At 66.6% G+C, this 24,230-nt stretch carries 27 protein-coding genes and 1 pseudogene; 13 read left to right on the top strand and 15 right to left on the bottom strand.

All coding sequences use genetic code 11. The annotated features are described in order from the left end of the window. Window positions 1-229: AIR carboxylase family protein (locus JZ791_RS36830; protein WP_216901391.1), on the top strand; the 229-nt coding region annotated here is incomplete at its 5' end. Between the two features lie 22 nt (window positions 230-251). On the opposite strand, the gene JZ791_RS45605 is transcribed toward JZ791_RS36830, so the two are convergent. Both JZ791_RS45605 and JZ791_RS36820 read right to left on the bottom strand, forming a co-directional pair. Next, window positions 252-599, bottom strand: a complete 348-nt coding sequence (locus JZ791_RS45605) for a VapC50 family PIN domain-containing toxin (RefSeq protein WP_254206942.1) — start codon at window positions 597-599, stop codon at window positions 252-254. A gap of 219 nt (window positions 600-818) precedes the next feature. Next, window positions 819-1,277, bottom strand: a complete 459-nt coding sequence (locus tag JZ791_RS36820) for a helix-turn-helix domain-containing protein (protein WP_308163321.1) — start codon at window positions 1,275-1,277, stop codon at window positions 819-821. Between the two features lie 101 nt (window positions 1,278-1,378). Here JZ791_RS36820 and JZ791_RS36815 point away from each other — a divergent pair, with 101 nt between their 5' ends. The 3 genes from JZ791_RS36815 (at window position 1,379) to JZ791_RS36805 (ending at window position 3,851) form a co-directional block, all read left to right on the top strand. Further along, window positions 1,379-2,056, top strand: coding sequence for a TetR family transcriptional regulator (locus JZ791_RS36815; protein WP_216901389.1), 678 nt, complete (start codon window positions 1,379-1,381; stop codon window positions 2,054-2,056). Window positions 2,057-2,221: 165 nt separating this feature from the next. Continuing rightward, on the top strand, window positions 2,222-3,379 hold the full coding sequence (locus tag JZ791_RS36810) for an acyl-CoA dehydrogenase (RefSeq protein ID WP_216901387.1): 1,158 nt from the start codon (window positions 2,222-2,224) through the stop codon (window positions 3,377-3,379). A 139-nt stretch (window positions 3,380-3,518) separates the two neighbouring features. After that, complete coding sequence (locus JZ791_RS36805) at window positions 3,519-3,851, top strand: hypothetical protein (protein ID WP_216901385.1); 333 nt, start codon at window positions 3,519-3,521, stop codon at window positions 3,849-3,851. On the opposite strand, the gene JZ791_RS36800 is transcribed toward JZ791_RS36805, so the two are convergent. Both JZ791_RS36800 and JZ791_RS36795 read right to left on the bottom strand, forming a co-directional pair. Beyond that, window positions 3,848-4,138 carry a GNAT family N-acetyltransferase gene (locus tag JZ791_RS36800; RefSeq protein ID WP_216901383.1) on the bottom strand — a complete coding sequence of 97 codons (291 nt, stop codon included), beginning with the start codon at window positions 4,136-4,138 and terminating at the stop codon, window positions 3,848-3,850. The genes JZ791_RS36805 and JZ791_RS36800 overlap by 4 nt on opposite strands. A gap of 109 nt (window positions 4,139-4,247) precedes the next feature. Then, window positions 4,248-5,606 (bottom strand): FAD-binding oxidoreductase, encoded by a 1,359-nt coding sequence (locus JZ791_RS36795; protein WP_216901381.1) that lies wholly within the window; start codon window positions 5,604-5,606, stop codon window positions 4,248-4,250. A gap of 64 nt (window positions 5,607-5,670) precedes the next feature. Between JZ791_RS36795 and JZ791_RS36790 the strand changes: the two genes are divergently transcribed. Beyond that, complete coding sequence (locus JZ791_RS36790; protein WP_308163320.1) at window positions 5,671-5,991, top strand: GroES family chaperonin; 321 nt, start codon at window positions 5,671-5,673, stop codon at window positions 5,989-5,991. 134 nt (window positions 5,992-6,125) lie between these two features. Here JZ791_RS36790 and JZ791_RS36785 read toward each other — a convergent pair whose 3' ends face one another. Beyond that, window positions 6,126-7,643, bottom strand: a complete 1,518-nt coding sequence (locus tag JZ791_RS36785) for an MFS transporter (RefSeq protein ID WP_216901379.1) — start codon at window positions 7,641-7,643, stop codon at window positions 6,126-6,128. Window positions 7,644-7,852: 209 nt separating this feature from the next. Between JZ791_RS36785 and JZ791_RS36780 the strand changes: the two genes are divergently transcribed. Next, window positions 7,853-8,479 carry a TetR/AcrR family transcriptional regulator gene (locus JZ791_RS36780; protein ID WP_216901374.1) on the top strand — a complete coding sequence of 209 codons (627 nt, stop codon included), beginning with the start codon at window positions 7,853-7,855 and terminating at the stop codon, window positions 8,477-8,479. A gap of 133 nt (window positions 8,480-8,612) precedes the next feature. Here JZ791_RS36780 and JZ791_RS36775 read toward each other — a convergent pair whose 3' ends face one another. From JZ791_RS36775 to JZ791_RS36765, 3 genes are read right to left on the bottom strand one after another with little or no spacing between them, the layout of a single operon-like run. Further along, entirely contained in the window at window positions 8,613-9,263 is a 651-nt protein-coding gene (locus JZ791_RS36775; protein WP_216901372.1) for a Type 1 glutamine amidotransferase-like domain-containing protein, read from the bottom strand. A gap of 7 nt (window positions 9,264-9,270) precedes the next feature. Continuing rightward, complete coding sequence (locus JZ791_RS36770) at window positions 9,271-10,083, bottom strand: maleylpyruvate isomerase family mycothiol-dependent enzyme (protein ID WP_216901370.1); 813 nt, start codon at window positions 10,081-10,083, stop codon at window positions 9,271-9,273. Further along, on the bottom strand, window positions 10,080-10,643 hold the full coding sequence (locus JZ791_RS36765) for an HIT family protein (RefSeq protein WP_216901368.1): 564 nt from the start codon (window positions 10,641-10,643) through the stop codon (window positions 10,080-10,082). Before JZ791_RS36765 ends, JZ791_RS36770 begins: the two co-directional genes overlap by 4 nt. Before the next feature lie 302 nt (window positions 10,644-10,945). On the opposite strand from JZ791_RS36765, the pseudogene JZ791_RS36760 reads away from it, so the two are divergent. From JZ791_RS36760 to JZ791_RS36745, 4 genes and pseudogenes are all read left to right on the top strand, one after another. Continuing rightward, a pseudogene (locus JZ791_RS36760) lies at window positions 10,946-12,130 on the top strand (Re/Si-specific NAD(P)(+) transhydrogenase subunit alpha); the annotation flags it as partial. A 14-nt stretch (window positions 12,131-12,144) separates the two neighbouring features. After that, the gene (locus JZ791_RS36755; RefSeq protein WP_216901364.1) at window positions 12,145-12,459 is read left to right on the top strand and encodes an NAD(P) transhydrogenase subunit alpha part 2; all 315 of its coding nucleotides are present in this window, start codon (window positions 12,145-12,147) and stop codon (window positions 12,457-12,459) included. Window positions 12,460-12,476: 17 nt separating this feature from the next. Further along, the gene (locus JZ791_RS36750) at window positions 12,477-13,889 is read left to right on the top strand and encodes an NAD(P)(+) transhydrogenase (Re/Si-specific) subunit beta (protein WP_216901395.1); all 1,413 of its coding nucleotides are present in this window, start codon (window positions 12,477-12,479) and stop codon (window positions 13,887-13,889) included. 263 nt (window positions 13,890-14,152) lie between these two features. After that, the gene (locus tag JZ791_RS36745) at window positions 14,153-14,404 is read left to right on the top strand and encodes a hypothetical protein (protein WP_216901363.1); all 252 of its coding nucleotides are present in this window, start codon (window positions 14,153-14,155) and stop codon (window positions 14,402-14,404) included. Window positions 14,405-14,587: 183 nt separating this feature from the next. Here JZ791_RS36745 and JZ791_RS36740 read toward each other — a convergent pair whose 3' ends face one another. Continuing rightward, entirely contained in the window at window positions 14,588-15,727 is a 1,140-nt protein-coding gene (locus tag JZ791_RS36740; protein ID WP_216901362.1) for a lactonase family protein, read from the bottom strand. 180 nt (window positions 15,728-15,907) lie between these two features. Between JZ791_RS36740 and JZ791_RS36735 the strand changes: the two genes are divergently transcribed. Then, window positions 15,908-16,225 carry a hypothetical protein gene (locus JZ791_RS36735; RefSeq protein ID WP_216901360.1) on the top strand — a complete coding sequence of 106 codons (318 nt, stop codon included), beginning with the start codon at window positions 15,908-15,910 and terminating at the stop codon, window positions 16,223-16,225. 72 nt (window positions 16,226-16,297) lie between these two features. Here the strand turns inward: JZ791_RS36735 and JZ791_RS36730 are convergent, their stop codons facing one another. The 3 genes from JZ791_RS36730 to JZ791_RS36720 form a co-directional block, all read right to left on the bottom strand. Beyond that, a complete protein-coding gene (locus JZ791_RS36730; protein ID WP_216901358.1) occupies window positions 16,298-17,086 on the bottom strand; it encodes an SDR family oxidoreductase in 789 nt (262 codons plus the stop codon). Between the two features lie 93 nt (window positions 17,087-17,179). Next, complete coding sequence (locus JZ791_RS36725; protein ID WP_216901356.1) at window positions 17,180-17,752, bottom strand: TetR/AcrR family transcriptional regulator; 573 nt, start codon at window positions 17,750-17,752, stop codon at window positions 17,180-17,182. Between the two features lie 32 nt (window positions 17,753-17,784). Beyond that, window positions 17,785-18,981, bottom strand: a complete 1,197-nt coding sequence (locus JZ791_RS36720; RefSeq protein WP_216901354.1) for an MFS transporter — start codon at window positions 18,979-18,981, stop codon at window positions 17,785-17,787. A 260-nt stretch (window positions 18,982-19,241) separates the two neighbouring features. Between JZ791_RS36720 and JZ791_RS36715 the strand changes: the two genes are divergently transcribed. Continuing rightward, the gene (locus tag JZ791_RS36715; protein WP_216901352.1) at window positions 19,242-19,682 is read left to right on the top strand and encodes an acyl-CoA thioesterase; all 441 of its coding nucleotides are present in this window, start codon (window positions 19,242-19,244) and stop codon (window positions 19,680-19,682) included. Here the strand turns inward: JZ791_RS36715 and JZ791_RS36710 are convergent. The 3 genes from JZ791_RS36710 to pdhA form a co-directional block, all read right to left on the bottom strand. Next, window positions 19,679-21,052, bottom strand: a complete 1,374-nt coding sequence (locus JZ791_RS36710; RefSeq protein ID WP_216901350.1) for a dihydrolipoamide acetyltransferase family protein — start codon at window positions 21,050-21,052, stop codon at window positions 19,679-19,681. The two genes, JZ791_RS36715 and JZ791_RS36710, sit on opposite strands and share 4 nt — an antisense overlap. 71 nt (window positions 21,053-21,123) lie before the next feature. Continuing rightward, a complete protein-coding gene (locus tag JZ791_RS36705; RefSeq protein ID WP_216901348.1) occupies window positions 21,124-22,104 on the bottom strand; it encodes an alpha-ketoacid dehydrogenase subunit beta in 981 nt (326 codons plus the stop codon). Continuing rightward, complete coding sequence (gene pdhA, locus JZ791_RS36700) at window positions 22,101-23,198, bottom strand: pyruvate dehydrogenase (acetyl-transferring) E1 component subunit alpha (RefSeq protein ID WP_216901393.1); 1,098 nt, start codon at window positions 23,196-23,198, stop codon at window positions 22,101-22,103. The genes JZ791_RS36705 and pdhA overlap by 4 nt, the downstream gene beginning before the upstream one ends. A gap of 232 nt (window positions 23,199-23,430) precedes the next feature. Here pdhA and JZ791_RS36695 point away from each other — a divergent pair, with 232 nt between their 5' ends. Then, window positions 23,431-23,973 carry an Lrp/AsnC family transcriptional regulator gene (locus tag JZ791_RS36695; protein ID WP_216901346.1) on the top strand — a complete coding sequence of 181 codons (543 nt, stop codon included), beginning with the start codon at window positions 23,431-23,433 and terminating at the stop codon, window positions 23,971-23,973. Window positions 23,974-24,230: the final 257 nt, after the last annotated feature.

Here is a 24,230-nt window from a genome sequence, read left to right as displayed (position 1 = left end):
GAAATACCTCGACGGCATGGACTCTCTCCTGTCCATCGTCCAGATGCCCGCCGGCGTCCCCGTCGCCACGGTCTCCATCGGCGGCGCCCGCAACGCGGGCCTCCTGGCCGTTCGCATCCTGGCCGCCACCGACCCCACCCTCCGCGCCCGCATGGAACAGTTCCAGTCCAACCTGGAACAACTGGTCCTGGAAAAGGACACCGCCCTGCGCACCCGTCTCCTGGGCTGAGTCGGATCTCAGGCTTGGCCGCTCAGCGACAGAATCGGTTGTCTCGCAAGGCAGCGACGGTTTCGACAAGCCCCGCCCGTTCCAGCGCGTCGAGTACATCCTCAGCGCTCTCGGGCGGACTATTGCGTGAGTCCGCGATCTGTTGCACGCACGCCCAGACGATTCGGTCATCGAGCGCGATCTGATCGAGGAGGAAGTCGTCTGGACTTTTGGCTTCGATGTTCCATGGCGCGAGAAGTTCAGCAGGGAAGTCGTCGAGGTTGGAGGTGACGATGACCTGAGCGTTCACTTTGATCGCTGCTGCCGGCACATGCCTGTCGTTTGTATCGGGCAGCTTCAAACCGTCGATCAGCGGCTGGTAGCCCCTCAACGAGGCAGTCTGGTACGGAGTCGATGATCAGCTGTCGCAATCGAATCAGCTTCGCCTCCGCAATATCCAGGCGTTTGGCAGCCAGGTTGCGGAGCATCTCATCAAGGATCTGATGAGTCCACTTGGCCTGCACGAAGCCCGATCGGGCAATCCGGATCATCATGTCCCGCATGGTGTTGCCGTAGAGCACGTTAGCGTCGTACACGACCGTGAAAGACATCAGATGCCTAGCTCCTGGCCGAGGGCTGTGAGTTCGTCCGCCGCTTCCCTGCTCTTGATTTCACGCTGCTGCTGGTAGGTTTTCAGATCGTCGAACCGGATGCGGCGGTGGCGGCCCACGAGGCGAAACGGAATCTCGCCCTCTTCCAGCAGACCGATTACATAAGGGCGAGAGACGTTGAGCATGTCGGCGGCTTGTTGTGTCGTGAGTTCGGCATGTGAGGGTACAACTGTGACACCGCGACCTTCGGATGCCTGGGCCAGGATGAATGCGAGCAGACTTACCGCTTCACGAGGGAGGACGAGTGCATCCTCACCCCCGAGTTCTTCCGTGACGGGGATGGTCTCCTCGTCCGGATGCTTCATGAGGTAGTCCTTGATCCGCCGCAGAGCGCGTGCGGCCACCTCGGCGTCCATCGCGCCGGGGTCGGTACGTTTAGCGGCTTGTTTCACACTCACGAGTGCCTCCTTCTCCCTATTCGCAGTATACAAAATAATCGAAATATTCGAAACATGCGGATGATGGCCGGGCGCGCCGGGGTGCTCGCTACGGTTGAAGTGTGGCCTCTGATGACGTGACACGTGCTCGGCTGGATGACGACAACGCCAGGTTTCGGTTGGCGGTCGTGGATCATGCGCTGCGGTTGTTCGCCGACAAGGGGTACGAGGCGACGACGGTGGATGAGATCGCCGAGGCCGCCGGGATCTCGCGGCGGACGTTCTTCCGGCAGTTCCGGGCCAAGGAGGATGTCGTATTCGCTGATCACGAGGCGCAGTTGGCGCAGGCGCAGGCGTTCTTGGATGCGGCGCAGGGGGATCCGTGGGACGCGGTGTGCGAGGCCGTGGTTGGCGTGTTCGAGAGGTTCACGCAGACAAGGGAATTGGCAGCTCGGCGGTATCGGGTGGTACGACAGGTGACCGCGTTGCGGGACCGGGAGATCGTCACCGTGTTCCGGTACGAGCGGCTGTTCACCGACTATCTGCGCGAGAAACTGCCGCAGGCGGCGGATCTGTCGCTGATCCAGTTCTCCGCGGCGGTGACCGCCACGCACAACTATCTGCTGCGGCGCATGGTCCGCGGCCGGTCCGATGCGGGGGTGGCGGATCTGCGGGCGGCGCTGGCGGGGATCGCGCGCGAGGGGCGTGCGGCGGGGGAGATGGTGGTCGCGGTGTTTCCCCGGGATATGCCGCCCGCGTACGTCGCGGACCTGCTCGCGCATCGACTCGGTAACCTGTGAGGGCGGACACATCTTCAATAGTGACACTCGGTGCCACGCCAATTAGTGGACATCGCATCATTTAACGGTCACCGGGCGTCGTATACTGAACTCGACTGGCACTGAGTGCCGCAACGCTGAGGATTCGCGGAAAAGGCGGTCCGACCCGACGACCAGGAGACAACCATGGCGGGCAATCCCGATTTCGATCTGTTCCAGCTGACCGATGTGCACAACGAGCTGCGCGCGGCCATCCGCGGCCTGGCGGAGAAGGAAATCGCCCCGTACGCCAAGGAGGCCGACGAGAAGTCCCGGTTCCCGCAGGAGGCGCTCGAGGCGCTCAACGCGGCGGGCTTCAACGCGGTGCACGTGCCCGAGGAGTACGACGGCCAGGGTGCGGATTCGGTCGCGACCTGCATCGTGATCGAGGAGGTCGCCCGGGTCTGCGGTTCGTCCTCGCTGATCCCCGCGGTGAACAAGCTGGGCACCATGGGCCTGATCCTGAAGGGCTCCGAGGAACTCAAGCAGAAGGTCCTGCCGGATATCGTCAACGGCAAGATGGCGTCATATGCCCTGTCCGAGCGTGAGGCCGGGTCGGACGCGGCAGGTATGCGCACCCGCGCGCGCCGCGACGGCGACGACTGGGTCATCAACGGCTCCAAGTGCTGGATCACCAACGGCGGCAAGTCCAGTTGGTACACGGTGATGGCGGTGAGCGATCCGGACAAGGGCGCCAACGGCATCTCCGCGTTCATGGTGCACATCGACGACGAGGGCTTCGTCGTCGGACCGCTCGAGCACAAGCTGGGCATCAAGGGCTCCCCGACCGCCGAGCTGTACTTCGAGAACTGTCGCATCCCGGGCGACCGCATCATCGGCGCGGAGGGCACCGGCTTCAAGACCGCCCTGGAGACGCTGGACCACACCCGCCCGACCATCGGCGCGCAGGCCGTCGGCATCGCGCAGGGCGCACTGGACGCCGCCATCGCGTACACCAAGGACCGTAAGCAGTTCGGCAAGTCGATCGCGGACTTCCAGAACACCCAGTTCATGCTCGCGGATATGGCGATGAAGGTGGAGGCGGCGCGCCTGATGGTCTACACCTCCGCCGCGCGCGCCGAGCGCGGGGAGAAGAACCTCGGATTCATCTCCGCCGCGGCCAAATGTTTCGCCTCCGATGTGGCGATGGAAGTCACCACCAATGCCGTGCAGTTGTTCGGCGGCGCAGGGTACACCACCGACTTCCCGGTGGAGCGGATGATGCGCGACGCGAAGATCACCCAAATCTACGAGGGCACCAACCAGATTCAGCGAGTTGTCATGTCACGCGCGCTCCTGCGCTGATCTCGAGAAAATGCGGAGAATTAGCCAGATCGAGTAGCAGTGAATGCGTTAGCGAAAGCGTTCTTGCATTCGCAAAAACAGTCGCAATCGGGCGAATTGAGGACTATCTAACCGGGCTCCGACGGAGCACTATTGAGGCATGGCCGGAGTCGAGATCAACGACATGTTCGTCCGGCGCACGTTGGACAACGGCCGGATCGAGGAGGTCATGTGGCACGACCTCTGCGAGGTCCGGGTCATCACCACGGCAGACGGACCGTTCGCCGAGACGATGTTCTTCGTGCTCATAGGGACGAAGGGAAACGGTTGTGTAGTGCCTCACTCGGCCGCCGACCCCGCATTCCTGGTGCGACTGCGGTCGCTACCGGGTTTCGACAACCAGAGCGTGAACCAGGCCATACGCAGCGCCATGGACCGCCAGTTCTCGGCGTGGCGTAGGAAAAAGGCCCCGATGGCCGACCAGGCCCGTTAACCGACCAGGTCCGCGTATTCGCGGTGCCGCGCGATGAACTTCTCGACATACCAGCAGGTGGGGATGATGGAGAAGCCTGCCTCCCTGGAGTCCCGCAGCGCGAATTCGATGACCTGGGCGGCCACACCGTGGCCCCGGAATTCGGGAAACGTCAGGGTGTGTTGGAAATCACGCGTCCGGCGCTCGCCCTCGACCCACTCGCTGTAGTCGGCGTACCCGGCGAGGGTGTCGTCGAGGTAGATCTCGTAGCGAGTGTCGGCCTCGTTGTGTTCGAGCCTGGTCGTCATGGGTAGTGGAACTCCTTGGCGGGGTGAGTTGTTCCGGGGTCGATGGTCGATCGCCGATCAATGCGGGTGTCGCGGCGTTGCAGATACCATTCTGTTGCCGACCGTTCAGCTACAGGATGGCCCCGGGGTTGAGGATGCCGTGCGGGTCCAGCGCGTCCTTGACCCGTCGGGTCAGCGCCATGACGTCGGGGCCGAGCTGATCGGGCAGCCACGCCTTCTTGAGCCTGCCCACGCCGTGCTCGCCGGTGATGGTGCCACCCAGCGCGATCGCCAACTCCATGATCTCGCCGAACGCCACGTGGGCACGGGCACTCTCGTCGGCGTCGTCGGGATCGTGCACGATCAGCGGGTGGGTGTTGCCGTCACCGGCGTGTGCGATGACCGAGATCAGCACCCGGTGCTTCGCGGCGATCTCGGCGATGCCGGTGACCAGCTCGCCCAGGCGCGGCAGCGGCACCCCGACATCCTCCAACAGCAGCGTGCCCTTGCGCTCCACCGCCGGGATGGCGAAACGCCGTGCGGCGGTGAACGCCTCGCCCTCCTGCGGATCCTCGGTGCTGAAAACCTCGCTCGCCCCCGCCTTTTCGCAGAGCGCCACCATGAGCGCGCATTCGGCGGCGGCGTATTCGCCCGGTGCGTCCGAGCGGGCCACGAGCATTCCGGCGGCCTCGCGGTCCAGGCCCATGCGCAGTTCGTCCTCGACGGCGTTGATCGCGACCGCGTCCATGAACTCCAGCATCGAGGGCCGCAGCCGCGCGGTGATCGCCAATATCGCCTCGGTGGCCGCGGTCATCGTGGAAAACGATGCCACGACGGTACTTTGCGGCGGCTGCGCGGGGAGCAGGCGCAGCGTGAGCTCGGTGATCACGCCGAGGGTTCCCTCGCTGCCGATGAAAAGTTTGGTCAACGACAGTCCGGCCGAATCCTTCAGCCGCGGCCCGCCCAGCCGCACGGGCGTCCCGTCGGCCAGCACGACCTGCATGCCGAGCACGTAATCGGTTGTGACGCCGTACTTCACACAGCACAGGCCGCCGGCGTTGGTGGCCGCGTTGCCGCCGATCGAGCAGATCTCGAACGACGACGGGTCGGGCGGATACCACAGGCCGTGGTCGGCGACCGCCCGCTTGACCTCAGCGTTCAGCAGGCCGGGCTGCGCGACGGCGGTCCGGGTGACCGGATCCACGGTGATCTCGCGCATCCGCTCGGTGCTCAGCAGCAGCGCGCCGTTCTGGGCGGTGGCGCCGCCGGACAGTCCGGTGCCCGCCCCGCGCGGCACCACCGGCACCCCATGCTCCTGGGCCCAGCGCAGCACCGCCGAGACCTGTTCGGTGGTGGCAGGGCGGACCAGTGCGAGCGGGGTTCCGGCATCCGGGTCCAGGGCGCGGTCCTGCCGATATCCGGCCAGGATATCCGGATCGGTGACGACGACGCCCGCGGGCAGAAGTTCGGCAAGGGTATTCGGCTCCACCCTTCGAAACTACGTCGTGGCGGCCGTATGGGGTACGGGGGCGCGCTGGCGTTACACTGCCGCGGTGTCCGAAGCCAAGCTAGAGATCCAGATGCTGCACGACCGGGTGATGGTCCGCGAGACCCCGGAGTCTGGGGAACGGCGCAGCAGTGGCGGCATCCTGATCCCCGCGACCGCGCAGGTGGCCAAGCGTCTGATCTGGGGTGAGGTCTGCGGGGTCGGTTCGCATGTGCGCAGCGTCGAGGTCGGGGATCGGGTGCTGTACAGCCCCGACGAGCAGTTCGAGGTCGAGGTGCAGGGGCAGGGGTATCTGGTCATGCGTGAACGCGATATTCACGCGGTGGCCAATGAGCGCCCGCAGCACGGGACCGGGCTGTACCTGTAAGACCCCGGCGCGACCGGCCTCCGTCATCCCGGCGTGCGTTCGACCGGGATCCACCGGAACCGAGTGGCTGGGATGGATCCCGGTCGAACGCATGCCGCGATGACGGTTCAGCATGCCGGGGAGGTTGTCGGCGCTCAGCCCGCGGTGTGGCGCGGCAGTGCGAAGGCGGCGGCCAGGGCGACGATCAGCACAGCGATGCCGACCAGCGCCGCGTATTGCATCGCCGTCACGTAATCGCCTGCGCTGGTTCCGGTTCCCAGCGCCGCGAAGAACGTGGTACCGAGAATCGTTGCGCCGATGGCGTTTCCGAACTGCTGCGAGGTGGTCAGCGCACCGGCCGCCGTCCCGGCCTGGCGCGGCGGGATGCCCGAGGAGAGCACCGCGCCGATCAGCGACGGCAGGGTCAGGCCGTTGCCGACGCCGACGATCATCATGCCCGGGATGAGTGCGAGCACGCTGGTCTCGTGTCCGTAGCCGGTCAGCACCGCGAGGATGACGACGATGCCGATCAGTGCGCAGACCACACCGGTCATCACCACCCGGTTGCCGATCCGCGCGGCCACCCGGTGGGCCAGAAAGAACGAACTGGCCGCGAAGCACAGGCCGAAGGGCGCGAACGTCAGTCCGGCGCGCAGTGCGGACAGACCGAATCCGTTCTGTAGCAACAGGGTCATGCACAGCATGAATCCGGCGAAGAACGTCAGGTAGCCGCCGCCCACCAGCATGCCCGAGGCGAAGACGCGACGCCGCAGCATGGCGGTGTCCAGCACCGGCTCACCGCCGCGGCGGGCGAGGTGTCCCTCGTAGCGCAGTGTTGCCGCCAGTACGGGCGCCGAGGCGACCATGCAGATCCAGGTCCACAGCGGCCACCCCTCGGGGCGTCCCAGCGTCACCGGCACAAGCACCAGCGCCAAGGCCGCCGAGATGCCCAGTGCACCAATGGGATCCAGCTTCGGCCGCTGATTGTGCTCGTGCCGGGGCAACCAGCGCGCGGCCAGTGCGGCGGCGGCCAGGCCGATCGGCACGTTGATGTAGAAGATGGTCCGCCAGCCCCAGCCGAACAGATTCGCGTTGAGCAGCACGCCGCCGAGGACCTGCCCGGCGACCGAGCCCAGGCCGATGGTCGCGCCATAGGCCGCCATCGCACGCGGGCGTTCGGCGGCCGGGAACAGGGTGTTGATCAGTGCGAGCAGCTGCGGGACCATCAACGCCGCCGTCCCGCCCTGCAGGACCCGGAATGCGACAAGCGCCCAGGCGTTGGGCGCCAGGCCGCACAGCAGCGACACCGCGCCGAACGCGAGCATGCCCAGGATGAACATGCGCCGATGTCCGTGCAGGTCGCCCAGGCGTCCGCCGGTGATCAAGGCCGAGGCGAAGGCGAAACCGTAACCGCCGATGATCAATTCGAGTGCGGACTGGCTGGTGTGCAGGTCGTGTTGCAGGGACGAGGCCGCGATGTTGACGACGAACCAGTCGAACATCGCCATGAACATCGCGGACAGGATGACCGGCAGCACTCGCCAGCGGCCGGGGAACGCAGCCGCGTCGCCCGTCGTTCCGGCGTGCTCGCGGCCGGAATCCGCGGCGGGGATCGCGCCGGCTGGTGTACCGGGCCGACGAGCGGCCGACGGACCCGCGGCTGGGATGGGCATACCGGGGTTGTGTGATTCGCCGCGTGCTGATGAGGCGGTACTGGTTTCGATCGTGGACACGTCGGTCTCCCGGAATCGGAGGTGGATGTGTGTCGCGCCGCGCTGCGCGGGGAGTGGAGCGTTCCCGGGGGCTGTAACTAACTAGTTGGTTGAAACTATTCCAGCCTGTCCCGAAACTTGTCAACCAATTGGTTGGTTAGACTCGATACATGGCAGCGACAAGAGATCCGGAGGCAACCAAGGCCCGCATCTTCGAGGCCGCCATCCACGAATTCGCGGCCTACGGGATCGCCGGGGCGCGGGTGGACCGCATCGCCCGCAACGCCAACGCCAACAAGCAGCTGATCTACGCCTACTTCGGCGATAAGCAGCAGCTGTTCCGTCAGGTGCTGGAGAAGGTGATGCTCGACGTGGCCGAGGCGGTACCCGTCGACATGGAGAACCTGGACGACTGGGTGGACGGTCACCTCGACTACCACCACGCCCATCCGGAATTCCTGCGGTTGCAGATGTGGGAGATGCTGGAACTGGGCCCCGACGAGATCGTGTCCGGCCCGGCGCGCGCCAGTCGCTACCGGAACAAGGTCGTCGCGGTCGAGGCCGCGCAGGACCGCGGCGCCGTCCGCGGCGACATGCCTCCCGCCTACCTACTGGCGCTGATGACGGCCATGGTCAACTACATCGAGGTCTTGCCCCAATACGGGCGATTCATGCTCGGCGAAGACGCCGACCCGGAGCTTTGGCGGAGCTGGGTGAAGTTCGCCGTGCACCGGCTCGCCCAGGTCGAGGACTCAACAGCGACAACGCAAGAGGCGGAGTCGCAGAACGAGCACTGAGACTCGGCGGTCGTCCCCAGGTCATCGGCGCTCGAACGGCCCGGGCTTGTCGAAACCGCCGCCGCCCCGAATCGCCCCGGGCCCGAATGCCGGTTCGGGCCTCCGCCATCCAAGCGAACGACCTGACGGTCGTTCAGGGTCGGGTGGTGAGTACTTCGGTGTGGTCGCCGTCGACCACGATCGCGTCCTCGTCGGTGAGTGCCCAGTGGGGGATGCCCTCGGTGCGAAGGTGTTCGGCCAGGCGGTCGCAGATGCCGTCCGGGTCGGTGGCGGGGGAGGCGACGTGGGGGACGATGGGACGGTCGACCAATCCCAATCCGTCCCACTGCGATTCGATGCCGCAGGTGGGGAGCACCTCGGCGGGGTCGTCGGCCGCTTCTATTCCGTGTAGGTCGGGGGTCAGCAGACATGCGCCGGCGCTGTAGCCCGCGTAGGCCAGGGCGTCGTCGGCCAAGAGTTCGGGGAGCACCAGATCGGCGCCGCTGCGGGCGAATTGGGCGCGCAGTACGAAGGTGTTGCCGCCGCGCACCCAGACCAGCGGGTAGGCGCGCAGGGCCTTCTCCAGTTCGGCTGTCCGGCCGATGTATTCGCGCAGATCCAGCACGTCCGGGCGGAATCCCGCGCGGCGCAGCGGTGTCAGATCGCTGGCCACCGCGCCGGCCCAGGCCGCGGGCCAGGAGTCGCAGGCATTCGGGATCACCGCCACCGGGCCCGGTTCGCCCACGAGTGCGGCGAATCGGTCGTAATGCGCGCCGAAACGGTAGCTGGACAGGAACAGTCGCATCGGCGCGTCACATGGTGAAGCGGAGGTTGTCGACCAGGCGTCGACCGAGTTCTCGATCGCCGCCGAGGGTGATCTCACCGGAATGCTCCGCTGCCGTGGTGCGGCCGCCACGCAGGCGGGCGAACAGACCGGACGGCATGGCGATGTGCACAGTTGCGGGAGCGTCGAAGTCGTCTACCAGCGCGGCCCGGCCATCGACCGCCAGGCGCACGCGCCGGGCCTCGGGGCCGGTGAGCTCGAATTCGATCCGCGAGCCGTCGGGCGCCTGCGCACCCTTGACCGCGGCGCGCCCGAGGGTCGGCGTCAGCTCGCCGAAGGCGAATTCCGCACGCGGCCCGCCCTCCTCGACGGCGACACCGAGCGCGTCGGCGATATCGAGTTCGTGCATCCAGCAGTCGAACTGCCGGATCCGCATGAACCTGCCGTAGGACACCTCGCCGATCGGTGAGGGGCCCGGGCGCTCCCACTTCTCGTCGGTGAACGCGGCCAGGGCCTTCCGGCGCCGGTCGGTGACCTCGCGGAACGCGGCCAGCAATTGCTCACCCGACAGCGGGCGCAGCGAGGCGACCCATGCCTCGTTCATCGCGCCGGTCGGGTTGTGCACGTGCGGCAGTTCGGACACTTCGGCATCGGCCTGCGGTATCGGCTCGCCCAGCAGGATTCGTTCGGTGCCCACCACGTGAGCCAGCACGTCGAAGACGGTCCATCCGGGCAGCGGGGACGATGTACGCCATCGGCTTTCGTCGAGGCCCGCCACCAGGCGATCCAGCGCGTCCCACTGGTCCGAGAGCGCGGCGGTGAGTGCGGCGCGGTCCGTCATGCGCGGGGCTCCTTGTCTACAGTGCTCGTCGCGGCTGGGCTGTCCGCGGTTGTCGTGTGATCCGGACTCGCCGCGTCCGTCCCGCCGGCGGCGGCCGGAGTGTCGGAGGGGCTGTCCTCCTCGGCGGCGAGCCGGTCCAGTCCACCGCGAATGGCCGCGGCCGTGGTTCGCGGATCGGGCTGCTTGCCCACTCGGCCGCGAAACAGCATGCCGGTGGCGAAGCTTCGGATGTCTCCGCTGTGTCGCGGCACCACGTGCAGGTGGACATGATGCACGGTCTGGAACGCCGACTCGCCGTCGTTGAGGATCAGATTCGCGCCGTCCGCGCCGAGATCGCTGCGGCGCAACGCCTTCGCCAGTCGATGCCCGAGACCGAACAGCTCCGAACCGAGTTCGGAGTCCAAGTCGTCCAGGTTCGTCGCGTGTCGTTTCGGAATCACCAGCGTATGGCCGCGGGTGATGGGCCGGATGTCCAGGAATGCGCAGAGCACCTCGTCGTCGTGGATCTTGGTCGCGGGCGCGATACCCGAGGCGATCCCGCAGAAGATGCAGCTACTCACGCTGCCGACATTACGGTGTACGACCCCTGCGCGACAGTCTCCCGCCGAAGTGTGTCGGCAACGGCGCGTCATCCTATATGTCATGGCAGCATCTGTCGTCAACCTTGAACTATTGGGGCGAAACGGGAGGAATTTCACACATCCATGTGACGTTGATCTCCGCTACGCTCACCGACAACCCGGAATGTGATCTAGATTCCACAGAACTTACCATTGAGTAAGTTAGGGGTCGCCGAAGCGGGATGGTACGGCCCACCATAGAGGTAGGGCCCGCACACCATGACGAGTAAGGAAGTTGACCAGTGGAGACAACGCAGAACGCAGACGCGGCCGTGCCGCGTACGCGGGTCGGTGTCGTACGGGAGACCAACGTCGACGAACGCCGGGTCGCGTTGGTGCCCAAGATCATCCCCAGTCTGCTGAAGTACGGCGTGGACGTGGTCGTCGAATCCGAGGCCGGAGCCGGTGCGCTGATCCCCGACGCCGCATACGCCGAGGCGGGTGCGACGATCGGCGATGCGTGGAACGCCGAGGTGGTCGTGAAGGTCGCGCCGCCCAGTGATACCGAGCTCGCGAAACTGTCCGCCGGCCAGACGCTCATCGGCTTCCTCGCGCCGCGCAACGCGGACAACAAGATCGGCGCGCTGCGCGAGGCGGGCGTGCAGGCCTTCGCGGTCGAGGCGATTCCGCGCATCTCCCGCGCACAGGTGATGGATGCGCTGTCCTCCCAGGCGAATGTGGCCGGGTACAAGGCGGTGCTGCTGGCCGCCTCGGAGTCCACTCGCTTCTTCCCGATGCTGACGACCGCCGCGGGCACGGTGAAACCGGCGACCGTGCTGGTGCTCGGCGTGGGCGTCGCGGGCCTGCAGGCCCTGGCGACCGCCAAGCGCCTCGGCGGGCGGACCACCGGATACGACGTGCGGCCCGAGGTCGCCGACCAGGTCCGCTCGGTCGGTGCGCAGTGGCTCGATCTGGGTATCGACGCCGCCGGCGAGGGCGGTTACGCGCGGGAGCTCACCGAGGAGGAGAGGGCCCAGCAGCAGCAGGCGTTGGAAAACGCCATCAAGGGCTTCGACGTGGTGATCACCACCGCGCTGGTGCCCGGCCGGCCCGCGCCGAGGCTGGTCACCGCCGCCGCGGTGGAGGGGATGAAGCCGGGCAGCGTGATCGTGGATATGGCCGGCGAGACCGGCGGCAACTGCGAGCTCACCGAGCCGGGCAAAACCGTTGTCGTGCACGACGTCACGATCGCCTCGCCGCTGAATCTGCCCGCCACGATGCCCGAACACGCCAGTGAGCTGTACTCGAAGAATATCGCGGCCCTGCTGGAACTGATGCTGGTCGACGGAAAGCTCGCGCCCGACTTCGGCGATCAGGTACTCGCCGATTCCTGCGTGACCCGCGTCGTGCAGCCGGCCCCGGGCCCCGATGAGACGACCGCCGCGCCGGCCCGGTCCGCGGACTCGGGCGAGGTAAGCGCGGCCGACAAGGAGCAGAGCTGATGTATACCGACCTGCTGGCGAATATCGCGATTCTGGTGCTGTCCGGATTCGTCGGTTTCGCCGTCATCTCCAAGGTCCCGAACACCCTGCACACCCCGCTCATGTCGGGTACCAACGCGATTCACGGCATCGTCGTGCTGGGCGCGCTGGTGACCCTCGGCAACGTGCAGCACCCGTCGGTGCTCACGCAGATCATCCTGTTCGTGGCCGTGGTGTTCGGGACGCTGAACGTCATCGGCGGTTTCGTGGTCACCGACCGGATGCTGGGCATGTTCAAGGGCAAGAAGGCCGCGCCGGAAAAGGCTGGTAAGTGATGCACACCTTCGACAACATCAGCTATCTGGTCAACGGCCTCTACATCATCGCGTTCGCGATGTTCATCTACGGCCTGATGGGCCTGACCGGACCCAAGACCGCGGTGCGCGGCAACAAGATCGCCGCTGTCGGCATGTTCATCGCCGTGGTCGCGACGCTGATCTCGGTGCGGCACACCAGCAACTGGATCCTGATCGTGGCGGGCATCATCGTCGGTGTGCTGCTGGGCGTTCCGCCCGCGCGGTTCACCAAGATGACCGCGATGCCGCAGCTGGTGGCCGCGTTCAACGGCGTCGGCGGCGGTACGGTCGCTCTCATCGCATGGTCGGAATTCCTGAATTCCCATGGCTTCTCACACTTCGACGAGCAGCCGACCGTGCACATCGTGATCGGTTCGCTGTTCGCGGCGATCATCGGCTCGATCTCGTTCTGGGGTTCGCTGATCGCCTTCGGCAAGCTCCAGGAGATCCTCCCGGGCCGCCCGATCGGCGTCGGTAAGTTGCAGCAGCCGCTGAACCTGTTGCTGTTCCTGGGCGCCATCGCGTGCGCGGTGGTGATCGGCGTCGGCGCGACGAAACACGGTGTGTCCCAGCTGTGGATGATCGCGGTCCTGGTGCTGGCCGGTGTGCTGGGCCTGATGATGGTGCTGCCGATCGGCGGCGCCGATATGCCCGTGGTGATCTCGCTGCTGAACGCCCTGACCGGATTGTCCGCCGCGGCAGCGGGTCTGGCGCTGAACAATACGGCGATGATCGTGGCCGGCATGATCGTCGGCGCCTCGGGTTCGATCCTGACCAACCTGATGGCCAAGGCGATGAACCGGTCCATTCCGGCGATCATCGCGGGCGGATTCGGTGGCGGTGGAACGGCTCCCGGCGCGGGCGGTGGAGAGCAGAAGCAGGCCAAGGCGACCAGCGCGGCCGACGCCGCGATCCAGATGGCCTACGCCAATCAGGTGATCGTGGTGCCCGGCTACGGTATGGCCGTGGCCCAGGCCCAGCACGCGGTCAAGGAAATGGCGAATCTGCTGGAGGCCAAGGGTGTCGAGGTCAAGTACGCCATTCACCCGGTCGCGGGTCGTATGCCCGGCCATATGAATGTGCTGCTGGCCGAGGCCGAGGTCTCCTATGACGCGCTCAAGGAGATGGACGACATCAACGGCGAATTCAGCCGTACCGACGTAGCCCTGGTGATCGGCGCGAACGACGTCACCAACCCGGCGGCCCGGGAGGACTCCTCGAGCCCGATCTACGGCATGCCGGTGCTCAACGTCGATCAGGCGAGGTCGGTGATCGTGCTGAAGCGTTCGATGAACTCCGGCTTCGCGGGCATCGACAACCCGCTGTTCTACGCCGACCACACCTCGATGTTGTTCGGCGATGCGAAGAAGTCGGTCGGTGCGGTGACCGAGGAGCTCAAGGCCCTGTAATCGTTCGCTGTACTGCGCGGCCCGCACCACCAGGTGCGGGCCGCGCGTCTGTCCGCACCTGGTGGCGCGGGCACTAGGCCGGCAAGCTAGGTCCACGCTGTGCGGCTGAATCGTATTGTGTGGGAATGTCCGGAAATTCTGTGGAAGACCCGGAAACCTCCTGTGAGAAGGGAAAAGGTCGTTCCGGTGGGTGCTTGCCCGGATTTAGGATGACGTGACGGTCGCAATGGCCGTTTCTGATTCTGATGACAGAAGGAATCCCGGTGAAACACAAGGTAATTGGCGGTGTGCTGGCTGCGGCGGCCGTGGGTGCGATGACGACCACCTCGTTCGCGGGTGTAGCGAGCGCCGCACCGATCGCGTCGGTGCATCAGCAGCAAGGCCCCGACAGCAACGACTGGCGAGGCGGCGGCGCCCCCGCCGGAATCGACCGGCACTGTGACCGTAATGGCAACTGGCACAACAGCAACAACGATCGTGGCGGTCATCGCGATGCCCGCTGTCGTGCGTGGTGACAACGGTAATGAGCCGGTGAGGTCCGTTCACGCTGTGTGACGGGTTTCGCCGGTAGAGGCGCCGGTGAACCCGCATTCGCGGGTTTGCCGGTACCTCTGTTCTCCAGGCATGAACAGAATTCGGCATATCTGAATCATTTCGGCCGAATTGCCGCTGCTGGAGTGAATTCGGCGTTTCGTGGATCAGGCGAAAAGAACGCAGGTCGGGGTCGGCGAATTCAGGGTGCCCGAGGGTGGGTGGGGTAGTCCGGTTGTCGGGTCCAGATCGAGCCAGGTGATTGAATTCGATTTCTGGTTCGATGAATACAATCGCCGGCCGTCGGGGGACAACGTGAGATCGCGCGGGAATTTTCCGCCGCACGGTGTGGCGCCCAGCGGAGCGAGCAGATCGCCGAGGATGGCGAAGGTGGCGATGTTGTCGTGGCCGCGGTTGGCCAGGTACAGCAGTCGCCCGTCGCGGGAGATCACCGGCTCGGACGGATAGTTGCGATCACCCCCGCCGTTGACATCGGCGGGCAGGCTCCGGCCCGGACGTAGCTCGCCGGTGTCGGAGCGCCAATCACATACGGTCACAGTCGAATTCACCTCGTTGGCCAGGTAGACGCGCCGACCGTCGGGATGGAAGGACAGATGCCGCGGACCGCTGCCGGGCGTCATCGCCACCTGTGCGTGCCGGTGCAGCTTTCCGTCCGTGAGCTGGTAGACGTATACCGCGTCGACGCCGAGGTCGACCGCGAGCACCCAGCGGCCGGAGGGATCGAACAACACCTGGTGGGAATGCGGACCGGGTGTGCGATCGGAGTCGGCCGGGCCGCTGCCGGTGTGCTGCGCGACGTCGCTCACCGCGCCGAGCGAGCCGTCCTGGTTCACGCTCAGCACGCTGACACTGCCCGAGACGTAGTTCGCGGTCAGCACATGTCGTCCGTCGGGGGCGACACACAGATGTGTAGGTCCTTCTCCATGTACCGCAACGGTATTGAGCACTCGGGGTCGTGCGCCCCGCAGATCCACGGCCGTGGCCGAGCTCGCGGCCGTCCCCTCGTCGACCGCGTAGAGGAACCGGTGATCGGGTGAGAATGTCAGGAACGACGGGTCCGGCACGTTCAGTACGCCGTCCACGGCGAGCGTACCGGTGCCGGAATCGACTGTGCCGAAACCGATTCCACGCCCAGTGCCCTGAGTCGTGTAACAGCCGACGAAAGCGCGGGTGCTCGTCGCCGCGTTCGCCGCCGCCGGGCGTAACAGCCCACCCGTTACCACCGCACCCGCTCCCACGGCTCCAACTCCGAGGAACCGCCTGCGTCCCATCTCGATATCGCGCACGTCGAACTCCTTCCGTACCACGATATGTTCTCGTGTTCGCGACAGAATGACTCACGTGACACAGGTTCGCAAGGGGTGCAATCTATATTGCATAATTTGCAATAGCTACCGGCTGTGGTTGCAGGATAGGCTTCACCCGTACCGATTCGATGGCTCGGATGCTCATATAAAGGGGCGATTATGACGCTCAGGGAAAAAATCAATCTTCCGGCGGGCATCGATGATTCGATGGTCTTCGGAACGCCGTATCAAACCCCGGACGGGGCGACCATCATCACCGTCGCCCGGCCGGGCGGCCGATTTCGTCCGGGGTTGCGGCCGCTGGGCATCGTGGTAGTGCAGGGCCGGGACTCCAAATGGATTGCCACGAAGGACGAATCGCTGCTCGCCTTCGTCGGCGTGCTGACCGGCCTCGTCGCCGCGACCTTGTCCACCGTCGCGGTGGTGCGGCGTCCGCCGTGGCCCGACACGCATATCTCGCTCACCGGCGACCGATGACGCGACGCGCGCTTGTCGGCACCCCGTGAACGGTGACGTCGCGGGTATCTTGCCAGCGGCGTCACGTCGTATTCACATGGTTTTGAGCGTGCCGCCGTCGATGACGACGTCCGCGCCGATGATGTTGGCCGACTGCCCCGAGACCAGGAACGCGACCAGTGACCCGACCTCCTCGGGCTCGGTGATCCGGTCGGAGGTCATGCCGAAATTCCGAGTAATGCTCGCCAGGAACTCCTCGTGCCCGACCCCGCTGGCCGCGGCCAGTTTGGCGCCGAAACCATTGGGATCACGCCAGATCGAACTGCCTGTCACGCCCGGCGACACGGTATTGACACGCACGCCCTGCGGCCCGAACTCCTCGCTGATCCGCTTGCTGAAGGAGGTCAGGGCCGCTTTGGCCTCGCTGTATCCGGTCGGACCGACCGCGGGCAGGCGGGAGTTGATCGAGGAGATGTTGACGATCGAACCGCGTCGTTCGATCAGGCTCGGCAGCGCCGCCCGGCTGGCGCGGACCGCGCTCATGACGTTGAGTTCGAACAGGTCGAGCCACTGGTCGTCGGCGATGTCCAGGAAGCTGCCGAGTTGGAAGCGCTCGGCGTCGCCGCCGCCGACATTGTTGACCAGAATGTCGAGGCCGCCCAGTTCCGTCAGTGCCGTATCGATCAGGGTGGTTACCCCTTCGGCCGTGCCGAGATCGGCGGAAACCGCTGCGACGGAGGCTTTTTCGAGTTCCGGTGTGACCGTCCGGGCACCGCCGACCACGCGGACGCCCTCGTCGGTGAGCGCCTGTGCGATGGCCAGCCCGATGCCGCGGCTGGCGCCGGTGACGACCGCGGTCTTTCCAGCAAGGTCGAGATCCATGATTTCTCCTTTTTTGAACAGTAGGTCAAAAATTAGGGCAGCCGACAACACTGCGGTGGACGATGTGGGGAAATGCTTGCTGGGGAAGGGGATTCAGAGAGTGGTCAGTGCGGTATCGATGATGCGGTGCAGGACCCGCCGGTCGTAGCTCTTGGCCATGATGCGCAGTCCGGCGACGGTGTTCATGAGGAATTCCGCCGCGACGCGCGGGTCGGTGTCGCGAGACACGTCGCCGTCGCGGCGGCCCTGGTCGATGCGGCCGGCCAGAATGGTCAGGTTGCGTTCGGTGATGGTCCGCAGGAGGCGGTCGATCTCGGCATCGCGTCCGCCCAGTTCCAGCGCGGTGTTGGCGACCAGGCAGCCGCGCGCCGGATCGTCCGTATCCGAGTCGGCCAGGTTGCGCAGATAGTCGCCGATGACCTCTCTGGTGCTCCCCGGACGGGACATGAAGTCGGTGGTCATCTCGGCCCCCATCCGGTCGTAGCGGTCCAGTGCCCGCTCGAACAGCTCTCGCTTACTGCCGAAAGCGTTGTAGAGGCTGCCCTTGGCGATCCCGGTGCACTCGGCGAGCTGCGCGGGGGAGGTGTTGGCGTATCCGTTGATCCAGAACGCCTCCATCGCGCGCTCGACGACGTCCTCGTCCTCGAAGGCGCGTGGTCTACCCATGAGAGGAACGATAATTGTTCTAGACCCATAGGTCAAGAACTGGTCCGGACGATGCGCGCGCAGGCCGCACACGTCAGGATCAGCACCAGCGGGAAGGCCAATGCCGCGGTGAGCGAGCTCAGTGTGGACAACCAGCCGATCACCGACGGTCCGGCGAGGAAGCCGAGATAACCGAGGCTGAAGACTCGGGACATGTCGGTCGCCGCCGTATCGGTGCCGAGATTACCTGCGGCGCTGAAGATCTGAGGGACGCCGCCGGACAACCCGACGCCGAGCAGTGCCCAGCCGAGCAGGGTGGTCGGCACCCACGGTGAGGCGATGACGAGCGCCAGCCCGGCCGCGGCCAGCAGTGCGCCCCAGCGCACGATCGCGACCCGGCCGAAACGAGCGCTGATCCGGTCGGCGGTGAACCGGCCCGCGGTCATCGTCGCGGCGAACGCGCCGTAGGCCAGCGCGGCGGTCGCATTGCTGACGCCGAGGTGCTCGCGCACCTGCAGGGCACTCCAATCGTTGGCGGTGCCCTCGGTCATCAGAAACGCGAACGCGATCGCCGCGAGCGCGAAAACCTTGCGGGTGGCGGACTTTCGAGGACCACTCGCGATCGGTGCCGTGGAGGGCAGCGAATCGCGCGGCGGCCCGGCAGCGGTCGCAGGTGCGACGCGCGGCAGCAGCCTGGTCGCGGACAGCCCGAGAGCAACGAGCGAGACGATGCCCACGCCGAGCATGGTGGTGCGCAGATCCCAGTCGCGATGCATCGTCGCCGCACCCATCAGTGACCCGATGAACCCGCCGCAGGACCACAGCGCATGGAATGCCGACAGGATCGGCCGCCCGTAATTCCGCTCGACCTGCACCGCCTGGGCGTTCATCGACACGTCCAAGGCTCCGTTGCCCGCGCCGAACGCCACCAGAGCCACGCCGAGCGTCACCGGTCCGGTGGCCAGCGAGGGGCCGGCTACCGTCAGCGATATCCAGACCCCCGCCGTGGCCACCAGCGCCCGGCTGCCGAATCGATCGGCGAGCGGCCCGGCCGCCTGCATCCCCGCGATACCCCCGAGTGCCATCAGCAGGATCAGCATCCCGAGGGTGGCGTGGGACACCCCCGTCCGCTGGCTGATCGCCGGAATGTGCACCACCCACATGGAACACAGAAATCCGTTGAGCCCGAACACCGCGAACACCGCGGCGCGTGCGGTCCGAATCGGAGGAGCAAGCGTCGAGGCACCCATTGACCCGACGGTACCGGCCATTGATGCCGATAGCCCCTCGTTTCCCCGCCCTTCGCGACCTCCTCGACGCGGCGGGACCAGGTTCCGAACCTTCTGTGATCCCCCCTCCTTCTCGAATCCAATTGTATTCCGCCGCACCGACAATTTCCGGCCCCTATATTCGGGGCTGCGGGATTGGGGGATACCGCCTGCGTCCGGCCCGGCGAGTCCCCCTCGAGGTCCGAGCGGACTCGGCTCGAGCGACTGACTATTGTCTTGGCGTGACTACTGCGCAGGATTACCCGGTGCTCTGGCCGGTGCCGACACGGTGGGCCGACAACGACCACTACGGGCATGTCAACAACGTGACCTACTACTCGTACTTCGACACCGCGGTCAATGCCTGGTTGATCCACGCCACCGGCACCGATATCCGGGACTTGGCCGCCATCGGGTTGGTCGCGCAGACCTCCTGCCAATTCCTCGGCTCACTCAGCTTCCCGGATCAGCTGCGCGTCGGGTTGCGGATCAGCCGGCTCGGGCGCTCCAGCATCACCTACGAGCTGGCCATCTTCCGCGAGGACGGCGACGCGCTGGAACTGGCCGCCACCGGCGGTTTCGTACACGTCTACGTCGACAGCGAAACCCGCAGGTCGGTCGAGATCCCGGCCGTGATCCGCGAGGCGGCCGCGGCGCTGGTCGTCGCGCCCGCGACCGGCTAGACCCGGCCCAGCAGGGTCAGCGGGTCCTCCAGCAGGGAGGCGACCGTGGCCAGGAATCGGGCTCCCAGCTCGCCGTCGATCATTCGGTGGTCGAAGCTCACCCCCAGTGTGGTGACCCAGCGTACGGCTATCTCGTCGCGATAGACCCAGGGGCGCTTGCGAATCGAGCCCAGGCACATGATCGCCGCCTCGCCCGGATTGACCAGCGGTACGCCGACGTCGACGCCGAAGACGCCCACATTGCTGATGGTGAACGTGCCGCCGCGCAGATCGGCCGGGGTCGCGGATCCGGCACGGGCGATATCGGCGACCCAGCCGATCTCCCGGCACAGCTCACGCAGGCTCAGGGTGTGCGCATCCTTGATGTTCGGCACCAGCAGGCCCCGATCGGTGGCCACCGCGATGCCCAGATTCACATAGTGCTTCGTGATGATCTGCTTGTTCTCCTCGTCCCAGAACGAGTTGATGTCCGGGAACTCCGCCATCGCCGCGACCGTCGCCTTGGCCACCAATGCCAGCGGGGTCAGGGTCTGGCCGGTGAACGAGTCGGTGCCGCGCAGATGGTCCAGCAGTTCCATCGATGCGGTGAAATCGGTCGAGACGAACGCGCTGGCCTGTGGAATCGTGCGGGCGCTCGCCACCATCGCGGCGGCGGTGCGCTTACGAATCCCGGTGACGGGGGTGCTGGTCTCGCCCGTGGTGGGCACGGGACGGATGATGCCGCCGTCCGGGCGCATGGCCGGCACCGGTGGCGGGCTCGGACGCGGGAGATTGGGTGCCGGGGGGTCCTGCTCGTCGATCCGGTTGTTCGGCTGCGAGACCGGCACCGCGTGCCGCACATCCTCGACGGTGACCGCGCCGCCCGGGCCGGAGCCGGCCACGAAGGCGAGGTTGATGCCGAGTTCGCGGGCCAGTTTCCGGGCGCCCGGGGTGGCCGACGGGCGATCCGGATAGGCCGGGGCGACAGCCGGGGTTTTCACCGCGGCCCGGGCGCGGCGCGTGCTGGACTCGACTTCCGGACCGTATCCGACCAGCACCGACTGACGTTCGGGCTGTTCATCGGCCGCGAGGGCATCGTGCGCCGGGATCGCGTCGGTGCGCGCGGGCGCGGTGCTCTGTTGGTCGGCCTGCACCCGGAACAGCGGCGCGCCCACCGCGACCGTATCGCCCGGCTGGGCCAGCAGTTCGGTGACCCGGCCCGAGAACGGGCTCGGCAGGGCCACCTGGGCCTTGGCCGTCTCCACCTCGGCGATGGTCTGGTTGAGCTCCACCGTGTCGCCGACGGCCACCGCCCAGGAGACCAGTTCGGCCTCGGTCAAACCCTCTCCGAGGTCGGGTAGTCGGAACTCGAGTACGTTGTCTGCTTCCAACGGGCACCTCTGTCTCAGCGGGGACGGTGAGCCGGCGGAGCGTGCGGAGCCGGCGGGGTGGGTAAGCTCAGTCAGGCGGCCAGTGTGCGATCGACCGCGTCCAGAATGCGGTCGGGGTCGGGCAGGTGGTGCCGTTCGAGCTTAGCCGGGGGATAGGGGATGTCGAAGCCTCCGACGCGCAGGACAGGCGCCTCCAACTGGTAGAAACAGCGTTCGGAGATCCGTGCGGCGATCTCCGCGCCCAGTCCGGCGAAGACGGGCGCCTCGTGCGCGACGATCAGCCGTCCGGTCCGGCGCACCGACTCCTCGACGGTGTCGAAGTCGATGGGCGACAGGCTCCGCAGATCGATCACCTCCAGCGAACGACCCTCCACCGCCGCGATTTCCGCGGCCGTCAGCGCGGTGCGCACCATGCCGCCGTAGGCGACGACCGTCGCATCCGTGCCCTCGCGGCGGATGCGTGCCCGGTCCAGCGGATAGGGATCGGCGTCCAGCGCGGCGAAATCCACCTCCTCCTTGTCCCAGTAGCGGCGCTTGGGCTCGAAGAAGATGACCGGATCGTCCAGCGAAATGGCTTGGCGGATCATCGAATAGGCGTCGGCGGGGGTGCTCGGCGAGACCACACGCAGCCCCGCGGTATGCGCGAAATACGCCTCCGGCGATTCGGAGTGGTGCTCCACCGAGCCGATGCCGCCGCCGAACGGAATGCGAATCGTGATGGGCGCGCGGACCTTTCCCTGCGTGCGGAAGTGGATCTTGGCCACCTGGGACACGATCTGATCGAAGGCCGGATAGACGAATCCGTCGAACTGGATCTCGCACACCGGCCGGTAGCCGCGTAGCGCCATGCCGAAAGCCGTTCCGACGATGCCGGATTCGGCCAGTGGCGTGTCGATGACGCGGTTGTTGCCGAAATCCTTCTGCAGCGTGTCGGTGACCCGGAAGACGCCGCCGAGGCGGCCGATGTCCTCGCCCATCAGCACGACCTTGGGATCGTCCTCGAGGGCCCGGCGCATTCCCGTGTTGAGTGCGGCGGCGAAGGTGGTCGTCACAGGTCCGCTCCCTTCAGGTAGGCCGCGTACTCCCGGCGTTCGGCGTCGATCAGCGGATGTTCGGTGGTGTAGACGTGCTCGAACAGCTCCATCGGATCGGGGTCGGGCATCTCGATGGTGGCGGTGCGCAGCCGGGTACCGACCTCGTCGGAACGGGCGCGGACTCGCTGCTCGAATTCGCTGTCCCACAGTTCTTCCCGCTCCAGCAGTCGGCGTAGCCGGTCGATCGGATCGCGCTGTTGCCACAGCTCTGTCTCGGCGGCGGTGCGGTAGCGGGTGGGGTCGTCGGCGGTGGTGTGCGGGCCCATCCGGTAGGTGATCGCCTCGATGAACGACGGGCCGCCGCCCGCCCGCGCCCGCGCGACCGCCTGCCTGGTCACCGCGAGCACCGCCAGCGCGTCGTTGCCGTCGACCTGGACGCCGGGAATGCCGTATCCGTAGGCGCGGCGCGCGATGGGTGTGGCGCTCTGCACCCGCACCGGCGCGCTGATGGCCCACTGATTGTTCTGACAGAAGAACACGACCGGTGCGCTCCACGACGCGGCGAATCCGAGTGCCTCGGCGATATCGCCCTGACTGGTCGCGCCGTCGCCGAAATAGGTGATCACGGCGATCTCCGCGCCGTCCAGATGCGCGGCGTAGGCGTATCCGGTGGCGTGCAGACCCTGCGCGCCCACCACGATCGCGGGATTGGTCATGTTGATCTCGGCCGGATCCCAGCAGGAGTGCGCGGCGCCGCGCCACAGGCGGGTGATCTGGGCCGGGTCCACGCCGCGCTGGTAGGCGACGCCGGCCTCGCGGTAGCTGCAGAACACGTAGTCGTCGGCGCACAGGGCGTGCGCGGAACCGATCTGTGCGGCCTCCTGCCCCAGCAGCGGCGCCCACAGGCCGAGCTGGCCCTGACGCTGCAGTGCCGTCCCCTCGGCGTCGATGCGGCGGGCGACGACCATGTCCTCGTACAGTTGCCGCAACTTGTCGGGCCCGACGTCGGCGACCAGTGCCGCGTGCTCGCGGTCCAGGACGCGGCGGCCGTCGGGCTGGACGAGCTGGACCGGGTAGGAGACCCGATCAGGGACGGCTGCGGCCCAGGTCATCGTGGGTAGCCGGGTGGACGTATCGGACATGGCCCCTGCCTTTCTGAACAACTGCCTTGGTCGAAACAGCTGCCGTTCTGTTCATCGCCGGTCCGGGGTCTCCGCGCCGGGCGACGGGCGTCGAGTGCTCTACCTCACAGCATCCACGATAGGGCGATCTGCGCAAGTACTGACACGCCAACTGGTCAGAATGCTCGATATGGAGCGGGTGCGGGCTGTCATACTGCGAAGTATGTCCAGTGGAGAACCTGTCGGAGCCGTCGTCGACGCAACGGATGCGCGACTGTTACTGGAGCTGGTCGCCAACCCGCGCGCGACCGGGGTCGAGCTGGCCACCCGGCTCGGCCTGTCGCGCAACACCGTGCAGGCGCGGCTGGCCCGCTGGGAGGCGGCCGGTGTGCTGGCCGGATTCGATCGCCGCGTCGACCCGCGTGCTCTCGGCTATCAGTTGGACGCCTTCGTGGCGGTGGTGGTGGATCAGCACCGGCTCGACGCGGTGGTCGCCGAGCTGGCCGAGGTGCCAGAGGTGACCGAGGTGTGCGGCATGACCGGGCTGACCGACCTGACCGTGCGTGTCGTCGCCCGCGACGCGGACGATCTGTATCGGGTCGCCGGCCGCATCCTGAAGATCCCGGGTGTGGAACGCACCAATATGGCCCTGGTGATGCAGCAACTGGTGGGTCCACGCACCGCGCCGTTGCTCAGACGACTATCACGCGGAAATGGCGCCGCACGTCAGGATTCCCCGCGCACACCGGGATCGTCCCAGCGTTGATGCGTCGGCATCCCGGGGTGTTGCGGGTTGTCGCTCCGGCACGCCGACCGGAGTCCCGGGACCAGAATGTGGATCTCGGCCACCGGCATGCTGGGGATGAGTGTCAGCGTGACACCCGAGATCGGATGCCCGCGCGAGCAGCGTCCGGCAGCTGATCGAGCGGCCGTTCGCGGTTGTGTGCAGGTGGGGATGGCAGGGATCACTCGCTGGGGATGGCGTGGGCGCGTGTGGCTGTGGCCGGGAGGGCGCCCTTGCTG

Source organism: Nocardia alni, assembly GCF_019038435.1.
GTDB lineage: Bacteria > Actinomycetota > Actinomycetes > Mycobacteriales > Mycobacteriaceae > Nocardia > Nocardia alni.
The sequence above is the reverse complement of the archived record's forward strand: the minus strand, read 5'-3'. Positions and strand labels throughout refer to the sequence as shown.

Coding starts and splice junctions, on each gene's coding strand:
- JZ791_RS36735 (WP_216901360.1), top strand. CDS start 15,908: ATGACGCTCAGGGAAAAAATCAATCTTCCGGCGGGCATCGATGATTCG.
- JZ791_RS36770 (WP_216901370.1), bottom strand. CDS start 10,083: ATGACGGACCGCGCCGCACTCACCGCCGCGCTCTCGGACCAGTGGGAC.
- JZ791_RS36775 (WP_216901372.1), bottom strand. CDS start 9,263: ATGCGACTGTTCCTGTCCAGCTACCGTTTCGGCGCGCATTACGACCGA.
- JZ791_RS36785 (WP_216901379.1), bottom strand. CDS start 7,643: ATGCCCATCCCAGCCGCGGGTCCGTCGGCCGCTCGTCGGCCCGGTACA.
- JZ791_RS36780 (WP_216901374.1), top strand. CDS start 7,853: ATGGCAGCGACAAGAGATCCGGAGGCAACCAAGGCCCGCATCTTCGAG.
- JZ791_RS36720 (WP_216901354.1), bottom strand. CDS start 18,981: ATGGGTGCCTCGACGCTTGCTCCTCCGATTCGGACCGCACGCGCCGCG.
- pdhA (WP_216901393.1), bottom strand. CDS start 23,198: ATGACCTGGGCCGCAGCCGTCCCTGATCGGGTCTCCTACCCGGTCCAG.
- JZ791_RS36695 (WP_216901346.1), top strand. CDS start 23,431: ATGTCCAGTGGAGAACCTGTCGGAGCCGTCGTCGACGCAACGGATGCG.
- JZ791_RS36810 (WP_216901387.1), top strand. CDS start 2,222: ATGGCGGGCAATCCCGATTTCGATCTGTTCCAGCTGACCGATGTGCAC.
- JZ791_RS36730 (WP_216901358.1), bottom strand. CDS start 17,086: ATGGATCTCGACCTTGCTGGAAAGACCGCGGTCGTCACCGGCGCCAGC.
- JZ791_RS36800 (WP_216901383.1), bottom strand. CDS start 4,138: ATGACGACCAGGCTCGAACACAACGAGGCCGACACTCGCTACGAGATC.
- JZ791_RS36725 (WP_216901356.1), bottom strand. CDS start 17,752: ATGGGTAGACCACGCGCCTTCGAGGACGAGGACGTCGTCGAGCGCGCG.
- JZ791_RS36805 (WP_216901385.1), top strand. CDS start 3,519: ATGGCCGGAGTCGAGATCAACGACATGTTCGTCCGGCGCACGTTGGAC.
- JZ791_RS36755 (WP_216901364.1), top strand. CDS start 12,145: ATGTATACCGACCTGCTGGCGAATATCGCGATTCTGGTGCTGTCCGGA.